This window comes from Agreia sp. Leaf283 (assembly GCF_001422485.1).
Taxonomy (GTDB): domain Bacteria; phylum Actinomycetota; class Actinomycetes; order Actinomycetales; family Microbacteriaceae; genus Agreia.
The window spans coordinates 235,763-251,720 of record NZ_LMNF01000003.1; the positions used below are offsets into that span (position 1 = coordinate 235,763).

Consider the following 15,958-nt stretch of genomic DNA (forward strand, 5'->3'; position numbering starts at 1 on the left):
CACGAGCGCAGAAGGTCGATGGGGACAACTCCCCACTCGGCGTTCCGACGTGACCGACGAACTCCGCTCAGTACCGCGCCTTCTCCGGTTCCACCTCGGTGACCCATGCGTCGACCCCGCCGCCGAGGTCGGAGATGTTCGACCAGCCGTTCTGCGCCATGTAGTCGCGGGCCTGTCCCGAGCGACCGTCGTGGTGGCAGTAGAGGATCACGCGGTCGTCCTGCGGCATCTTCTCGCGCGCCTCGTCGCTGAGCAGCTGGCTCATCGGAATCAGCTCCGAGCCCTCGATGTGCACGATGTCGCGTTCCCACGGCTCGCGCACGTCGACCAGCACGAAGCTCTGCTCGCCGCGCTCGCGGGCGTCGAGCAGGGCCTTCAGCTGGGCCGGCGTCATGCGCTCGGCGGTCGGTTCGGGCAGGGCGGTGGATGCGTCGGGCTGGGTCACGGGGGTGCCTTTCGGTTGGTCGGTCGCGGGGGATTCCGGGGGTGTCGGGGTGGTCTGCGGCGAGAACTCCGAGGCGGACGACGGGGCCGCCGCCCGCTCGCGCGGAGCCGCGCCGCGAGCGGCCGGGCCGAAGCGGATTTCGCGCCACGTCGCATCCAGGCCGTCGTGCACGAGCAGCCGGCCCAGCAGCAGTTCGCCGAAGCCGAGCAGCAGTTTGATGGTCTCGGTCGCCATGACCGAGCCGATCGAGGCGCAGATCGAGCCGAGCACTCCCGCGGTGGCGCAGGTCTCGCCCTCGACGGCCGGGGGCTCCTCGGTGAACAGATCGCGCACCGTGACGCCCGTGCCGAGAGAGGCCGGCGGCTCGGCCCAGAAGACCGTCGCCTGGCCGTCGAATCGCAGCACCGACCCCCACACGTAGGGCTTGCCGAGCAGCTTGGCCGCGTCGTGGGCCAGGTAGCGGGTCTCGAAATTGTCTGTGCCGTCGACGATCACGTCGTAGTCGGCGACCAGAGCGAGCACATTCGCGCTCGTCACGCGAACGACCAGAGGGAGGACGTCGACCAGAGGGTTCAGCTCGGCGAGGGCCGCCGCCGCCGCCTCGGCCTTGCGGCGCCCGACGTCCGCTGTGCCGAACAGGGTCTGGCGTTGCAGATTGGAGGGCTCGACCGTGTCGGAGTCGACGACGCCGACGGTTCCGACGCCGGCCGCCACGAGGGAGGTGAGGATGGGCGATCCGAGTCCGCCCGCGCCGAGCACGAGCACGCGCGACGCCTTGAGCCGGCGCTGGCCGTCGATGCCGATCTGCGGGAGCGTGAGCTGTCGGGCGTAACGGCTGAGCTCGGCCGGCGTCAGCGCGGGGCCGGGCGAGACGAGCGGGGGATGAGCCATTCCGGCGGGAGTCCTATCGGATCGATGCCCCGGTGCGACCGGGAGCGAGCAGACGCTTCAAGCGTACGCCGCCTAGCATGAGCGATATGCAGGCAAGGATCTCGACGGCGTTGGCCGCAGGCGCAGCGACCATCGCCATTCTCGGGCTGCTCGCGGCCTGCACAGCGGATGCCCGGGAAGACGACCAGGCATCGCCCACGCCGACGGGGAGCACCTACCTCGTCGCGACCTCCGATACCGTCACCCTCCCGCCCTTCGGCGAACCGGCCGACTACCAGCTCGGAGGCAGTTACGACATCGACGCCGACGTGAAGATCGTCACTCGCGACAGCACGTCCGAGCCCGCCGAGGGCGTGTACTCCATCTGCTACGTCAACGGATTCCAGTCGCAGCCCGGCGACGACGAGCGCTGGGTCGTCGACAATCCCGACCTCGTGCTGCGAGACGACGACGGCACGGCGATCATCGACCCGAACTGGCCCGACGAGTTCATCCTCGACACGTCGACGCCCGAGAAGAGGCAGCGCATCTCACGCATGATCGGGGCATCCATCGAAGCATGCGCCGACCAGGGGTTCGATGCCGTCGAGATAGACAACCTCGACACCTACTCGCGCAGCGAGGGCCGGTTGAGCATCGACGACAACCTCGCACTCGCGAAGCTCTTCGCCGACCGCGCCCACGGGCGTGCCATGGCGATCGGTCAGAAGAACTCCGCCGAACTGGGAGATCGCGGCCGGAGCGCCGCCAACTTCGACTTCGCCGTCACCGAGGAGTGCTTCCGGTTCGAGGAATGCGGCGCGTATGCAGACGTCTACGGCACCGCGGTCATCGACATCGAGTACACCGACGACCTGCCCGTGCCGTTCGACGAGGTCTGCGCCTCCGACGACCGGCCGGCCACGACCATCCTGCGCGATCGCGATCTCGTCGCGAAGGGCGAGCCCGAGCACGTGTTCGAGCATTGTTGACGAGCCTCGCCCGCGTAACGGCGCGGGTTCGGTACCGTAGAGCAACCAGTGGCAGCCAGAACGAAGCGGAGGGTCCCGGGTGTATCTCAAGAGCCTGACCCTCAAGGGCTTCAAGTCGTTCGCGCACCCCACCACCTTCGCCTTCGAGACGGGCGTGACCTGCGTCGTCGGTCCGAACGGATCGGGCAAGAGCAACGTCGTCGACGCCCTCGCCTGGGTCATGGGCGAGCAGGGTGCGAAGACCCTGCGCGGCGGCAAGATGGAGGACGTGATCTTCGCCGGCACGGCGACGAAGGGCCCGCTGGGCCGGGCCGAGGTCATCCTCACGATCGACAACTCAGACGGCGCCCTCCCGATCGACTACTCCGAGGTCACGATCAGCCGCACCCTGTTCCGCAACGGGGGAAGCGAATACGCGATCAACGGCGAGGGCTGCCGCCTGCTCGACGTCCAAGAACTCCTGAGCGACTCCGGCCTCGGCCGTGAGATGCACGTGATCGTGGGCCAGGGCCAGCTCGATGCCGTGCTGCACGCCACCCCCGAGGGGCGACGCGGCTTCATCGAAGAGGCGGCCGGAATCCTCAAGCACCGACGCCGCAAGGAGAAGACGCAGCGCAAGCTCGAGGCCATGCAGGCCAACCTCACGAGGCTCAGCGACCTCGCGGGCGAGATCAGGCGCCAGCTCAAGCCCCTGGGTCGCCAGGCCGAGATCGCGAAGGAGGCCCAGTCGATCGCCATGATCGTGCGGGATGCCCGGGCCCGGCTGCTCGCAGACGAGGTCGTGACGCTGCGCACCGCCCTCGCCGACCACGGGCGCTCCGAGAACGAGCGCCGCACTGAGCGCATCGTGCTGCAGGAGCGCCTGGAGCAGAATCAGCTGCGTGTCGCCCGCATCGAGGGCGCGCAGGTGGGCGACGCCGTCGACATCGCCCGGCGCACCAGCTTCGGCCTCGAATCGGTGCAGGAGCGCCTGCGCGGCCTCTACACCCTGGCCAACCAGCGGCTCGCGCTGCTGGGTTCGGATGCCGAGGGTGCGGCCGCAGGGCCCACGGTCACACCGCAGATGGTCGCCGACGCGGTTGACGAGATCGCTCGGCTCCGCGGGGAGGTCGCCGCAGCCGAACTGGCTCTGGTGGCGGCGCAGGCCGGCTCCGTGTCGGCGCGCTCGGCGCTCGACTCGGTCGACGAGGAGATCGCCGCGCAGAGCGCCCTCGTCTCCAAGCACGACCTCGAGATCTCGAAGCTCCAGGGGCAGGTCGACACCGCGAACTCCCGACTCGCCGCCGTGCGCGGCGAGGTGCTGCGCCAGACGAATGCCCTCGAGGCCGCGACAGCGCGTCGCGAGTCCGCGCAGGCCGAGTTCGCCCTGCTCGAAGCCGAGGCCGCCGTCTCGGGAACCTCGGAGACCGATCTCCACGAGGCCTACGAGTTCGCCCAGGCCCGACTCTTCGAGGCCGAGGCCGAGATCGAGACCCTGCGCGAGACCCTTCATGGACACGAGCGTGAACGCGATGCGCTCGCAGCCCGCACGAGTGCATTGACGCTGGCGCTCGACCAGAAAGACGGCACCAGCGACCTGATCGCCGCCAAGGTTCCGGGCGTGCTCGGCCTCGTGGCCGACAACGTCACGGTCGATCCGGGCTTCGAGGCCGCCATCGCGGCAGCCCTCGGAACGCTCGCCGACGCCGTTCTCGCCGAATCGCTCGACGCGGCGCGCACAGCGATCGACCTGGCCCATGGCGACGAGCTCGGCCGGGTCGAGATCGTCGTGGCCGACGCCGACGCGCACGAGTCTCCCATCGCATCCGATATCGCCGGAGCGACCGCCGCCGTCGACGTGATCGCGGCCCCGGCCGGTGTGCTGGGCCTGCTCGCCCGGACGCTGATCGTCGACGATCTCGCCACGGCCCGCGAGGTGTGGCCGTCGGTGGCGCATCAGGCGGGGGTCACTCTCATCACCCGGTCGGGTGACGTTCTCACCGAGTACGTGCTGCGCGGCGGCTCCGGAGCCAAGCGCAGCCGGATCGAGTTGAGGGCCGAGCGCGACACCGCATCGGTGAGCCTCGACGAGACGGTCTCGCTGATCGAGAGGGCGAAGTTCGCCCTCGCCGAGCAACGGGGCATCGTGCAGGTCGCGAAGGAGCAGTCGGCGAACGCGCTCGCGGCCCTTCGGGAGTTCGATTCGGCGCTCGCGGCCCAGACCGAGAAGCTGGCGCGGCTGAAGGCCCAGCTCGACGCCTCGACCGGAGAGTTCGATCGTCTCGGCACAGCCTTGGCGGCGTCGGAGGAGACCGTGGCCCAGGCCGAGCGCGCGGCGGCGACGGCGAAGGACGAGCTCGAGACCGCGCAGTCCCGACCGCGCCCGATGCTCGACGTGAGCCAGCGCGACACGCTGTACGCCGAACTCGAGGGGGCCAGGGAGCGCGAGATCGAGGCGCGACTGCAGCTCGAGACCGCTCGCGAGCGGGTGCGCGCCGAGGAGGCGAGGCGGGTCGCGCTCGAGAAGCAGGTCGAGGCCGACAGGGCTGCTGCCGAAGAGGCGGCGAGGCGCGCGGTCATTCGGCGCCGCCAGATCGATGCGGCCACCGACGTCGTGCGGTCTCTGCCCGCCGTGCTCACCTCGGTCGACGCGTCTGTGGCCGAGGCTCGTCTCGAGCAGGCACGGGCGGAGGCCGAGAGGGCTGAGCAGAACCAGGAGCTGCTGGCCCTGCGCCGCGACGAGGCGGCCCTGCGCGAGCGGCTGCAGGCGATCACCGAGAACGTGCACGGGCTCGAGCTGCAGATCTACGAGAAGAAACTGCACCTGTCGAGCGTGCTCGAGCGGGTCGGCAGCGAACTGGGTCTGGTCGAAGACGTGCTGGTCGCCGAATACGGGCCCGACCAGCTCATCCCCGATCCGGATGCTGCATCGCCTGAGCCTGTCGAAGGGCAGCCCGCAGGCATCCCGTTCGACCGGGCCGCGCAGCAGGCCCGACTCGCGAAGGCCGAGCGCACGCTCGCCGAGCTGGGCCGGGTCAACCCGCTCGCGCTCGAGGAGTTCGACGCGCTCGAGCAGCGGCACAAGTTCCTCACCGAGCAGCTCACCGACCTCACGAAGACCCGTGCAGACCTGTTGACGATCATCGACGAGATCGACGTGAAGATGCAGGTGATCTTCGATGAGGCGTTCACCGACACGAAGGCCGCGTTCCACGAGGTGTTCCCGATCCTGTTCCCGGGCGGAACGGGCAGCATCAGCCTCACCGATCCCTCGAACCTGCTGACGACCGGCATCGAGGTCTCGGTCAAGCCGGCGGGCAAGAAGATCGAGCGGCTGTCGCTGCTGTCGGGTGGAGAACGATCGCTCGCCGCGGTGGCCCTGCTGATCGCGATCTTCAAAGCTCGGCCGAGCCCGTTCTACATCATGGACGAGGTCGAGGCGGCGCTCGACGACGCCAACCTGGGCCGCCTCCTCACGATCTTCGAAGACCTGCGTCAGACGAGTCAGCTCATCGTGATCACGCACCAGAAGCGCACCATGGAGATCGCCGATGCCCTCTACGGCGTCTCGATGCGGCAGGACGGCGTCTCGGCTGTGGTCGGCCAGCGAGTGGGCGAGAACCAGTCGGCATGATTAATTGGACCGCGTCCATTAAATAGTTAGACTGCCGGAATGACTCAGCTTCTTCTGGCCGGTTTCGGTGACGATGCCGTGGAGTATGCCGACGGATGGGCGCTTCAGCGCGGTGTGCACGAGGGCGTCGTCGCGGGCGATGCGCCCGACACGGTGGTCCTGCTCGAGCACCAGTCGGTCTACACGGCGGGGCGTCGAACGGATGCGTCGGAACGGCCCACCGACGGAACTCCCGTGATCGACGTCGATCGCGGAGGCAAGATCACGTGGCACGGCCCGGGTCAGCTCGTGGGCTATCCCATACTGCGGCTCGCCGAGCCGATCGATGTCGTGGGCTACGTGCGACGGCTCGAGGGGCTGCTCATCGACGTCCTGATCGAACTCGGAGTCGACTGCGGTCGGGTCGAGGGGCGCTCCGGCGTGTGGGTGTCGAAGAACGGGGCCGATCTCAAGATCGCGGCCATCGGCATCCGGATCGCCCACGGTGTGACCATGCACGGATTCGCCCTCAACTGCAGCAACAGCCTCGAGCCGTACTCGCACATCGTGGCGTGCGGTATCCGCGACGCCGGTGTGACGACCGTGAGCGAGTGTCTCGGTCGCGTCGTGACGCCACAGGAGGTCGCGCCGCTCATCGCCGACCGATTCAGCGACTCGGCGGCGCTCGCAGGCTTCGCGTCGTCGGTGGGGGTCGCCGCGTGAGCGCCGTGCCCGAAGGACGCAAGCTGCTCCGGCTCGAGATCCGCAACGCCGAGACGCCCATCGAAAAGAAGCCCGAGTGGATCAAGACGAAGGCGCGCTTCGGCCCTGAGTATCGCGCCCTGCAGAACCTCGTGAAAGACGAGGGGTTGCACACGGTCTGTCAGGAGGCCGGCTGCCCGAACATCTTCGAGTGCTGGGAGGACAGGGAGGCGACCTTCCTCATCGGGGGCTCGCAGTGCACGCGTCGGTGCGACTTCTGCCAGATCGACACCGGCAAGCCGGCCGACTACGACACCGACGAGCCGCGTCGGGTGGCCGAATCGGTCGAGAAGATGAACCTGCGTTATGCGACCGTCACCGGCGTGGCCCGCGACGACCTGCCCGACGAGGGTGCGTGGCTGCACGCCGAGACGGTGCGCGAGATCCATCGGCGCAACCCGGGAACGGGCGTCGAGATCCTCGCCACCGACTTCTCGGGCAACAGCGAGCTGCTCGCAGAGGTCTTCTCGTCGAGGCCCGAGGTCTTCGCCCACAACGTCGAGACCGTTCCCCGCATCTTCAAGCGCATCCGCCCGGCCTTCCGATATGAGCGATCGCTCGACGTGCTCACGCAGGCCAGGGCGGCGGGCCTCATCACCAAGTCGAACCTCATCCTCGGCATGGGGGAGGAGCCGGCCGAAGTGAGCCAGGCGCTGCGCGACCTGCACGATGCCGGCACCGACATCATCACGCTCACGCAGTACCTGCGACCGAGCCCGCGCCACCTGCCCGTGTCGCGCTGGGTCAAGCCGGAGGAGTTCGTGGCGTTCAAGCAGGAGGCCGAGGAGATCGGCTTCCTCGGGGTGCTCGCCGGCCCGCTGGTGCGCTCGAGCTACAGGGCTGGCCGCCTGTGGGCCCAGTCGATGGCCCGCAAGGGTTTCGAGCTGCCCGAACGGCTCGCCCACCTCGCCGCCGAGGCCGAACGTTCGGACGGCTTCGTGCAGGCTGTCGGCTAGGGGCGCGCCGGTAGTCTTGTCGCATGGCTGAACGCACCCCCTGGTCTCTGTCCGGCGCCCTCCGAGGCATGTTCACCAAGCCCACGATCGACGCGAACACGTGGGAGGACCTCGAAGACGCGCTCTTGAAGGCCGACTTCGGCCCCGATGTCACCGACTCCGTCGTCGGCGACCTGCGGGCGAAGGTCGACCGCTTCAAGACGACCGATCCCAAAGACCTGCAGCGCATGCTGCGCGAGACCATGGAAGAGCGGCTGTCGCGGCTCGACACGACCCTGCATCTGTCGGAACGCCCCGCCATCGTGCTCGTCGTCGGAGTCAACGGCGTCGGCAAGACCACGACCATCGGCAAGTTCGCGAAGTTCCTCGCCACCTACGGCCGCTCGGTCGTGATCGGCGCGGCCGACACCTTCCGCGCCGCCGCCGTCGAACAGGTCGCGACGTGGGCCGAACGGGCGGGCGCCGCCATCGTCCGTCCGCAGCACGAGGGCCAGGACCCGGCGTCGGTCGCGTTCCAGACCATCGAGTACGCCAAGCTGCACGGCACCGAGATCGTGGTCATCGACACCGCCGGCCGCCTGCAGACCAAGGGCGGGCTCATGGACGAGCTCGGCAAGATCCGCCGGGTCATCGAGAAGCAGGCCCCTGTGGCCGAGGTGCTGCTCGTGCTCGACGCGACCACAGGCCAGAACGGGCTCGCGCAGGCCGAGGCATTCATTCAGCACGCGGGCGTGACCGGCCTCGTTCTCACCAAGCTCGACGGATCGGCGAAGGCCGGCTTCGTGCTGGCCGTGCAGGAGAAGACGGGCATTCCCATCAAGCTCATCGGCCAGGGCGAGGGCATCAACGACCTCACCGGCTTCACCCCGCACGTCTTCGCGCAGAACCTCGTGGGCTAGCCGCTGCTCGTTCCCTGAGCCCGCGGCCCCGTTCCCCGAGCCTGTGGCCCCGTTCCCTGAGCCTGTCGAAGGGAAGCTCCCCGAAGCCCTAGAACCGCGAGGCCACCTCGTAGAGAACCTCTTCGTCGCCCGCGTAGATGCCCTCGGCCCGCGGCCAGTGCGAGATCACGTCGGTGAACCCGAGCTGCGCAGCTCGCCCGCCCATGTCGTCGAACGCACCGACGCTCTCGAGCGAGAACTGGCCGCCCGAGTCGAGCGACAGGTAGCGGTCGATGGATGCCGGGTCGCGGCCCGCCTTCTCGGCCGCGTCGTCGAGACGGCCGGCCAGGGTCGCGACCGCTGACCACCACTCTTCGCCCGTGGCGCCGTCTTTGCCTGTGGTGACCCAACCCTGGCCCTGTTCGGCTACGAGGGCCAGGCCCTTCGGCCCGTTGGCGGCGAGCACCATCGGAACCCGCGGCTGCTGCACCGGAATGCCGACCATGCGCGCGTCGACGGCCGTGTGCCACTCGCCGTCGAAGCTGATGCCCCGGTCGTTGTCTCCTTCGTGCCGCAGCAGCTCGTCGAGCAGCGTCACGAACTCGGCGAAGCGCGCGTGGCGTTCGCGGGGCGTGTACTCGCGCTGGCCGAGAACGAACGCGTCGAACCCCGTGCCGCCGGAGCCGATGCCCAGAAGGAACCGGCCGCCAGAGATGTCGTCGACGGTGGCGATTTCTTTGGCGAACGGCACCGGATGCCGGAAGTTCGGCGACGAGACGAAGGTGCCCAGGCGGATGGTCTCGGTGACGACGGCCGCCGCGGTGAGCGTGGGAATGGTCGCGTTCCACGGTTCGTCGGCGAGGGATCGCCACGAGAGGTGATCGTAGGTCCACGCGTGGTCGAACCCGAGCCCTTCTGCCGACTGCCATTTTCGGCGGGCGATCGACCAGGGGTCTTGGGGCAGGATGACGATTCCGTGGCGCATGAGTCCGAGTCTAGGGACTGCCTCCGACGGCGATCGAGAACGGTATCGTCGGAGACGTTCCACCAGAGAAAGAGACTCATGCGCGCTGTTGTATTCACCGAGTTCGGCGGTGTCCCCGAGCTCCGAGAGGTGCCTGACCCGGTTCCCTCCGCCGCGGGAGTCGTCGTCAGGGTCGAGACGACAGGCGTGTGCCGAAGCGACGCCCACGGGTGGCTCGGCCACGACGATGGAATCGCCCTGCCGCATGTTCCCGGGCACGAACTCGTGGGCCGCATCGCCGCCGTCGGGCCGGAGGTCACGAACTTCCGAGTAGGGGAGCGGGTGACGGTTCCGTTCGTGTCGGCCTGCGGAAAATGCCCCGAATGCGCAGACGGCAACGGCCAGGTCTGCCGCAACCAGACCCAGCCCGGGTTCACCCACTGGGGATCCTTCGCCGAGCTGGTCGCCCTGCACAACGCGGACATCAACCTCATTCGCGTTCCCGACGAACTCGACTCGGGCGCTGCGGCGCTTCTTGGCTGCCGTTTCGCGACCGCGTATCGAGGACTCGTGCACCGGGCACGGCTTCAGCGCGGCGAGAGACTGCTCGTCGTCGGCTGCGGCGGAGTGGGCCTGAGCGCGGCGATGATCGGTGTCGCCCTCGGTGCCGAGGTGATCGCCGTCGATATCGACCCCGTCGCGCTCGACCGGGCGTCATCACTCGGAGTTGCGCACACGATCGACTCGTCCGGCTTCTCCGAGTCCGAGATCCTCGATGCGATCGCATCCCTGGCCCCCGCCGGTGTGCAGGTGTCCGTCGAGGCCCTGGGCCGGCAGGCAACAATGCGGCTCAGCGTGCTCGCCCTCGCGCCCCTGGGCAGGCAGGTGCAGATCGGCCTGTTCTCCGCAGAGCCCGTGATGCCGATGCCGACGATCATCGCCAGGGAACTGTCGCTGCACGGCAGCCACGGCATGCCGGCGACGGACTACCCGGCGCTCCTCGACCTCGTGCTGAGCGGCGCCCTCGACCCGGCGCGCCTCATCGAGCATCGCATCCCGTTGGCCGAGGCCCCGGCCGCGCTTCAGGCCATCGCCGCGGGAGACCGTTCATCGGGAGTCACAGTCGTCGATATCGCGTGACGCGGCGGCCCGCACTCAGGCCCGGCGGGCATCCGCCTCGTCGAGAGCCAGGTCTTCCTCGAATTCCTCCGTCGTCTCGGGCGACCGACGCGGCACATAGGGTCGACCGTCGTGGCTCACGACGAACCTCGGATGCGCGGCACCGTCGTAGTGCAGCCGCAGGTGCCGGAACACGATGAGCCAGCCGAGCCCGATCGCGGCCGCGACGAGACCAGAAGCGGCGGCGACGCCGATGGCCCAGCGGGGACCGAACGTGTTGGCGACCCAGCCGACGATGGGTGCGCCGAGGGGCGTGCCGCCCATGAAGACGGCCATGTAGAGCGCCATCACGCGCCCTCGCATCTCGGGCGCCGTCGTGGTCTGCACTGTGCCGTTCGCGGTCGTCATCAGGGTCTGCGCCGAGAGACCTACGAAGACGAGCACCGCCGCGAACCCCCAATAGCTGGGCATCACGGCCGCGACGAGACAGCTCACTCCGAAGGCGGCGGCGGCCACGAAGGTGAGCCGGAGCCGCGGTCGATCCCTGCGTGCAGACAGCAGGGCGCCCGTGACGGAGCCGATCGCCATCACCGACGAGAGCAGGCCGAATGCCTCGGCCCCACGACCGAATTCGACGCTCGCCATCGTCGAGGTGAAGATGGCGAAGTTCAGGCCGAACGTGCCGATGATGAAGACGATCACGAAGATCACCAGCAGGTCCGGCCGTGAGCGCACGTAGCGGAACCCCTCCAGCAACTGGCCCCGACCCTGCGGCGCGCGCTTGGTCGCCCGCAGCTGATCCACCCTGATGAATGCGAGCGACGCGAGAACAGCCCCGAACGTCACCGCGTTCAGCAGGAACACCCAGCCGGCGCCGATCGCGGCGACGAGGATGCCGGCGACGGCGGGCCCGATCATGCGGGCCGCGTTGAACGACGCCGAGTTGAGGGCCACGGCGTTCGAGAGGTTCGAGCCGCCGACCAGCTCGGAGACGAACGTCTGCCGCACGGGCGCGTCGATCGCCGACGCGATGCCGAGCAGCAGGGCGAACAGGTAGACGTGCCAGAGCTGGGCCACGCCTGTCACCACGATCAGTCCGAGACCGAGCCCCAAGATGCCCATGGATGCTTGGGTCACCATCAGCGTGCGTCGCCTGTCGAGACGGTCGGCTATCAGGCCGGACCAGGGAACCAGGAGCAGCTGCGGGCCGAGTTGAAGCGCCATCACGATGCCGACCGCCGCCGCGTCGTGGTTCGTCAGCTCGGTGAGAACGATCCAGTCCTGGGCGGTGCGCTGCATCCAGGTGCCCACGTTCGAGACGAGGGCCCCGGCGAACCAGATGCGGTAGTTGACGCTCGAGAGCGAGCGGAACATCGCGCTCATGGAGCAACGATCGTTCTCAGAATGACCGTCGCCTCCTCGAGCACGCGTCGTTCGGCGGGGGTGAGCGCGGAGAGACGCGAGTGCAGCCATGCGTCGCGCCGGCGCCTCGTCTCCTTCACGACCGCGAAGCCGCTCTCCGTGGCCGTGACGAACACCTTGCGGCCGTCCGAGGCATCCGGTGTTCGTGTGACCAGGCCCGCGGTCTCGAGCACGTTGAGCGTGCGGTTCATCGACGGGGGAGTGACGTGCTCCCAGACGCTGAGCTCGTTCGGTGTGTGGGGACCCGTGCGCACGAGGTAGGCGAGCACGCTGAACTGCGAGTCGCCCAGGTCGATGTCGGCGCGCTCGTTGCGCAGCCTGCGGGAGAGGTGCATCGTGACGCCGCGCAGCTCCGAGCTGAGCGCGGGAAGCGAAAGAGGTTGAGCCATATCGTTAGCCTAACTCATTAGCTAGGCTAACGACCCCGCATTCGTCGAGCCTGTCGAGACGCCCCCTTCGGCGGGCAGGTAAACTTGCCTCACCATGGCTACTTTCGGAAACCTGTCTGACAGGCTCGCAGAGACCTTCAAGAACCTTCGCACCAAGGGCAAGCTGAGCCCTGCCGATGTCGACGCGACCGTGCGCGAGATCCGGCGCGCCCTGCTCGACGCCGACGTCGCGCTCGAGGTCGTCAAGGACTTCACCGGAAAGGTGCGCGAGCGTGCCCTGGGCGACGAGGTCAACAAGGCCCTCAACCCCGCGCAGCAGGTTGTGCAGATCGTCAACGAAGAACTGGTGGCGATCCTCGGTGGCGAAGCCCGTCGCATCCAGTTCGCGAAGAAGCCGCCGACCGTCATCATGCTCGCCGGTCTTCAGGGTGCCGGTAAGACCACCCTGGCGGGCAAGCTCGCCAAGTGGCTCGCGAAAGACAACCACACCCCCCTGCTGGTCGCCGCCGACCTCCAGCGCCCCAACGCCGTGAACCAGCTGCAGGTCGTGGCGGGCCAGGCCGGCGTCGCCGTGTTCGCGCCCGAGCCGGGCAACGGAACCGGCAACCCGGTGAAGGTCGCGAAGGACTCGATCAAGTTCGCCATCGACAAGCAGTACGACGTGGTCATCGTCGACACCGCCGGCCGTCTCGGTGTCGACGCCGACATGATGAAGCAGGCCGCAGACATCCGCAAGGCCGTCGACCCCGACGAGGTGCTGTTCGTCATCGACGCCATGATCGGTCAAGACGCGGTCGCCACGGCCAAGGCCTTCCAGGACGGCGTCGACTTCACCGGTGTGGTGCTCACGAAGCTCGACGGCGACGCCCGCGGTGGAGCCGCACTCTCGGTCGCCTCCGTCACAGGACGCCCGATCATCTTCGCGTCGACGGGCGAGTCGCTCGACGACTTCGAGCCCTTCTACCCCGACCGCATGGCGAGCCGCATCCTCGACCTCGGTGACATCCTGACCCTCATCGAGCAGGCCCAGTCGGCCTTCGACGAGGGCGAGGCCATGAAGATGGCCGAGAAGTTCGCCACCGACACCTTCACGCTCGAGGACTTCCTGTCGCAGATGCAGCAGCTCCGCGGGGCCGGCTCGATTAAGAAGATGATGGGCATGCTCCCCGGCATGGGCGGCATGAAGCAGCAGCTCGAGAACTTCGACGAGCGCGAGATCGTGCGCACCGAGGCGATCATCCAGTCGATGACCAAGGCCGAGCGGCAGAACTCGAAGCTGCTCAACGGCTCGCGCCGCGTGCGCATCGCCAAGGGATCCGGCATGACGGTCACCGACGTGAACCAGCTCGTGCAGCGCTTCGAGCAGGCAGCCAAGATGATGAAGACCGTCGCCAAGGGCGGCATGCCCAACATCCCCGGAATGGGCCCGGTTCCCGGCGCCCACGGCGGACGCAAGCAGGTCGCCAAGAAGAAGGGCTCGAAGTCGGGCAACCCGGCCAAGCGCGCAGCAGAGGACGCGGCGCGTGCCGCGGGCATCAAACCGGATGCGACGCCCGTCACCGCAGGCGGCTCGGGCTTCGGTCTGGGGCTGGGCAAGGGCAAGGCCGCGCCCGGTGCGCCGAGCGAAGAAGAGCTGGCCTCGCTGCAGAAGTTCCTGGGCCGCTAGCGGCGCGACCCCCGCTCCCTGAGCCCGCCGTTCCCTGAGCCTGTCGAAGGGCGTCTCGACAAGCTCGACGAACGCGAACCGCCGTTCCCTGAGCCTGTCGAAGGGCGATCAGTAGCTGGCGTTCGCCTCGAGATAGGGAATCGGGTCGAACCGCACGCCGTCGGCGAAGAACAGCTCGAAGTGGCAGTGCTCGACGGTCGCGTTGCCGGTGTCGCCGGTGAGACCGATCACTGTTCCGGCGGTGACCTCTTGGCCGACCGTCACGGTCACCGAGCCGTCTTCGAAGTGCATGTACATGCTGCAGAGGCGCTGGCCGCCGATCATTGTGGCGATGGCCACATAGTTGCCGGCCGAGCCGTTGTAGCCCGACGCGGTGACGATGCCGTCGCCGATCGCCTGGATCGGGGTTCCGTCTCCGGCGAGCATGTCGATGCCGTCGTGCATGCCCTCGGCGCGCGGACCGAATCCGTCGCCGATCTTGACGGGGTGGTCGTAGGGCCAGGTCAGCCGGGTCGTCTCGGCGGGGGCGTCTCGCTGGCAGCCCCAGCCTCCGGGGCTTCCGCCCGTCGACGCTGCGACGGCCTTCGCCACGGGCGTGGGTGTCGGCGTGGGGGTGGGCGTGTTCACGGTGTAGCCGTCGCGCAGCACGCTGGCGTCGGCGGCGGATGCATCGACCGAGAGCGACTGGTCGGCCGTCTGAGGTCCACCCGTTGCTCCGGTCATTCCGAACGACGAGCCGGGGCCGAATGCGGCTGCGGGAAGCGATGTGGCGACGGCCAGGGCCCCCACGAACAGCAGGGCCGCCGGGGGGAGAAACCGGGAGGCGAGGTTGCGACGGGTGCGCTGAGGGCGCACGTTCGCAGACTTCGGCTCTATCGACTTCACCTGTTCATTGTGAGGTGCGATGTCGGATGCCGCAAGGTGAGTGCGCGATCACGACGGATAAGTAGGCTCTGATCATGACGACACACTCTTCGCGCCCCGTGCGTATCGGCATCCAGATCGCACCCCAGCACTCCGACTACACGACCATCCGCGACACTCTTCGACAGCTCGAGGAGCTCGGCGTCGATATCGCCTTCAACTGGGACCACTTCTACCCCCTGTCGGGCGACCCGGCGGGTCTGCACTTCGAGGGCTGGAGCATGCTCGCCGCCTGGGCCGAGCAGACGTCGACGATCGAGTTCGGACCGCTCGTCACGTGCAACAGCTACCGCAACCCCGACCTGCTGGCCGACATGGCCCGCACGGTCGACCACATCAGCGCCAAGACCCCGGGTGCGGAGGGCCGGCTCGTGTTCGGCATCGGCTCGGGCTGGTTCGAGCGCGACTACGACGAGTACGGCTACGAGTTCGGCACCGTGGGCCAGAGACTGGATGCGCTGGGTGAGGCGCTCCCGCGCATCGAGGCGCGCTGGGGCGTGCTCAACCCGGCTCCCACCCGCAAGATCCCCGTCCTGATCGGCGGCGGCGGCGAGAAGAAGACCCTCAAGCTGGTCGCCAAGCACGCCACGATCTGGCACAGCTTCTCCGACGTGCCGACGTTGCAGCACAAGCTCGAGGTCCTGAAGGCCCACGCAGCTGACGTGGGTCGCGACGTGTCCGAGATCGAGATCTCGAACGACGTGAAGCTGACCGGTGCCTTCGGGTCTGCCGACGCGGCTGTGCTCGACGAGAAGGCCGAGGTGGGCGTCACGCTCTTCACCCTCGGCATCACCGGACCGTCGATCGACCTCGGACCGGTGAAGGACCTGCTCGCCTGGCGCGACGAGAAGAACGCCTAGGCCTCTTGTTCCCTGAGCCCGTCGTTCCCTGAGCTTGTCGAAGGGCCCTTCGACAAGCTCAGGGAACGGGGCCTCCCGAACCCATGCCCTTCGACAAGCTCAGGGAACGGGGTCTCCGG

General features: G+C 68.4%; 13 protein-coding genes. 8 read left to right on the top strand and 5 right to left on the bottom strand.

The annotated features are described in order from the left end of the window. Positions 1-67: 67 nt before the first annotated feature. Positions 68-1,336: a ThiF family adenylyltransferase gene (locus ASF51_RS14780; protein ID WP_055931469.1), complete on the bottom strand. Its 1,269-nt coding sequence runs from the start codon at positions 1,334-1,336 to the stop codon at positions 68-70. A gap of 77 nt (positions 1,337-1,413) precedes the next feature. Here ASF51_RS14780 and ASF51_RS14785 point away from each other — a divergent pair, with 77 nt between their 5' ends. From ASF51_RS14785 to ftsY, 5 genes are all read left to right on the top strand, one after another. Further along, complete coding sequence (locus ASF51_RS14785) at positions 1,414-2,307, top strand: endo alpha-1,4 polygalactosaminidase (RefSeq protein WP_235497272.1); 894 nt, start codon at positions 1,414-1,416, stop codon at positions 2,305-2,307. A 79-nt stretch (positions 2,308-2,386) separates the two neighbouring features. Continuing rightward, on the top strand, positions 2,387-5,920 hold the full coding sequence (gene smc / locus ASF51_RS14790) for a chromosome segregation protein SMC (RefSeq protein ID WP_055931474.1): 3,534 nt from the start codon (positions 2,387-2,389) through the stop codon (positions 5,918-5,920). 39 nt (positions 5,921-5,959) lie between these two features. Then, complete coding sequence (gene lipB / locus ASF51_RS14795) at positions 5,960-6,622, top strand: lipoyl(octanoyl) transferase LipB (RefSeq protein ID WP_055931477.1); 663 nt, start codon at positions 5,960-5,962, stop codon at positions 6,620-6,622. Next, positions 6,619-7,617 carry a lipoyl synthase gene (gene lipA, locus ASF51_RS14800; RefSeq protein ID WP_055931480.1) on the top strand — a complete coding sequence of 333 codons (999 nt, stop codon included), beginning with the start codon at positions 6,619-6,621 and terminating at the stop codon, positions 7,615-7,617. Before lipB ends, lipA begins: the two co-directional genes overlap by 4 nt. Positions 7,618-7,640: 23 nt before the next feature. Further along, positions 7,641-8,516, top strand: coding sequence for a signal recognition particle-docking protein FtsY (gene ftsY / locus ASF51_RS14805; RefSeq protein ID WP_055931483.1), 876 nt, complete (start codon positions 7,641-7,643; stop codon positions 8,514-8,516). A gap of 88 nt (positions 8,517-8,604) precedes the next feature. Here the strand turns inward: ftsY and ASF51_RS14810 are convergent, their stop codons facing one another. Then, on the bottom strand, positions 8,605-9,480 hold the full coding sequence (locus tag ASF51_RS14810; protein ID WP_055931486.1) for an LLM class flavin-dependent oxidoreductase: 876 nt from the start codon (positions 9,478-9,480) through the stop codon (positions 8,605-8,607). Positions 9,481-9,558: 78 nt separating this feature from the next. Here ASF51_RS14810 and ASF51_RS14815 point away from each other — a divergent pair, with 78 nt between their 5' ends. Continuing rightward, positions 9,559-10,599: an alcohol dehydrogenase catalytic domain-containing protein gene (locus ASF51_RS14815; protein ID WP_055931489.1), complete on the top strand. Its 1,041-nt coding sequence runs from the start codon at positions 9,559-9,561 to the stop codon at positions 10,597-10,599. A 15-nt stretch (positions 10,600-10,614) separates the two neighbouring features. On the opposite strand, the gene ASF51_RS14820 is transcribed toward ASF51_RS14815, so the two are convergent. After that, positions 10,615-11,961 (bottom strand): MFS transporter, encoded by a 1,347-nt coding sequence (locus tag ASF51_RS14820; RefSeq protein ID WP_055931493.1) that lies wholly within the window; start codon positions 11,959-11,961, stop codon positions 10,615-10,617. Further along, complete coding sequence (locus ASF51_RS14825; protein WP_055931495.1) at positions 11,958-12,389, bottom strand: MarR family winged helix-turn-helix transcriptional regulator; 432 nt, start codon at positions 12,387-12,389, stop codon at positions 11,958-11,960. Before ASF51_RS14825 ends, ASF51_RS14820 begins: the two co-directional genes overlap by 4 nt. Positions 12,390-12,483: 94 nt before the next feature. Between ASF51_RS14825 and ffh the strand changes: the two genes are divergently transcribed. Continuing rightward, the gene (gene ffh, locus ASF51_RS14830; protein WP_055931497.1) at positions 12,484-14,055 is read left to right on the top strand and encodes a signal recognition particle protein; all 1,572 of its coding nucleotides are present in this window, start codon (positions 12,484-12,486) and stop codon (positions 14,053-14,055) included. 108 nt (positions 14,056-14,163) lie between these two features. Here ffh and ASF51_RS14835 read toward each other — a convergent pair whose 3' ends face one another. Next, positions 14,164-14,940, bottom strand: a complete 777-nt coding sequence (locus ASF51_RS14835) for a M23 family metallopeptidase (protein WP_055931500.1) — start codon at positions 14,938-14,940, stop codon at positions 14,164-14,166. A 74-nt stretch (positions 14,941-15,014) separates the two neighbouring features. Between ASF51_RS14835 and ASF51_RS14840 the strand changes: the two genes are divergently transcribed. After that, positions 15,015-15,839 (top strand): LLM class F420-dependent oxidoreductase, encoded by an 825-nt coding sequence (locus ASF51_RS14840; RefSeq protein WP_055931503.1) that lies wholly within the window; start codon positions 15,015-15,017, stop codon positions 15,837-15,839. Positions 15,840-15,958 lie beyond the last annotated feature (119 nt).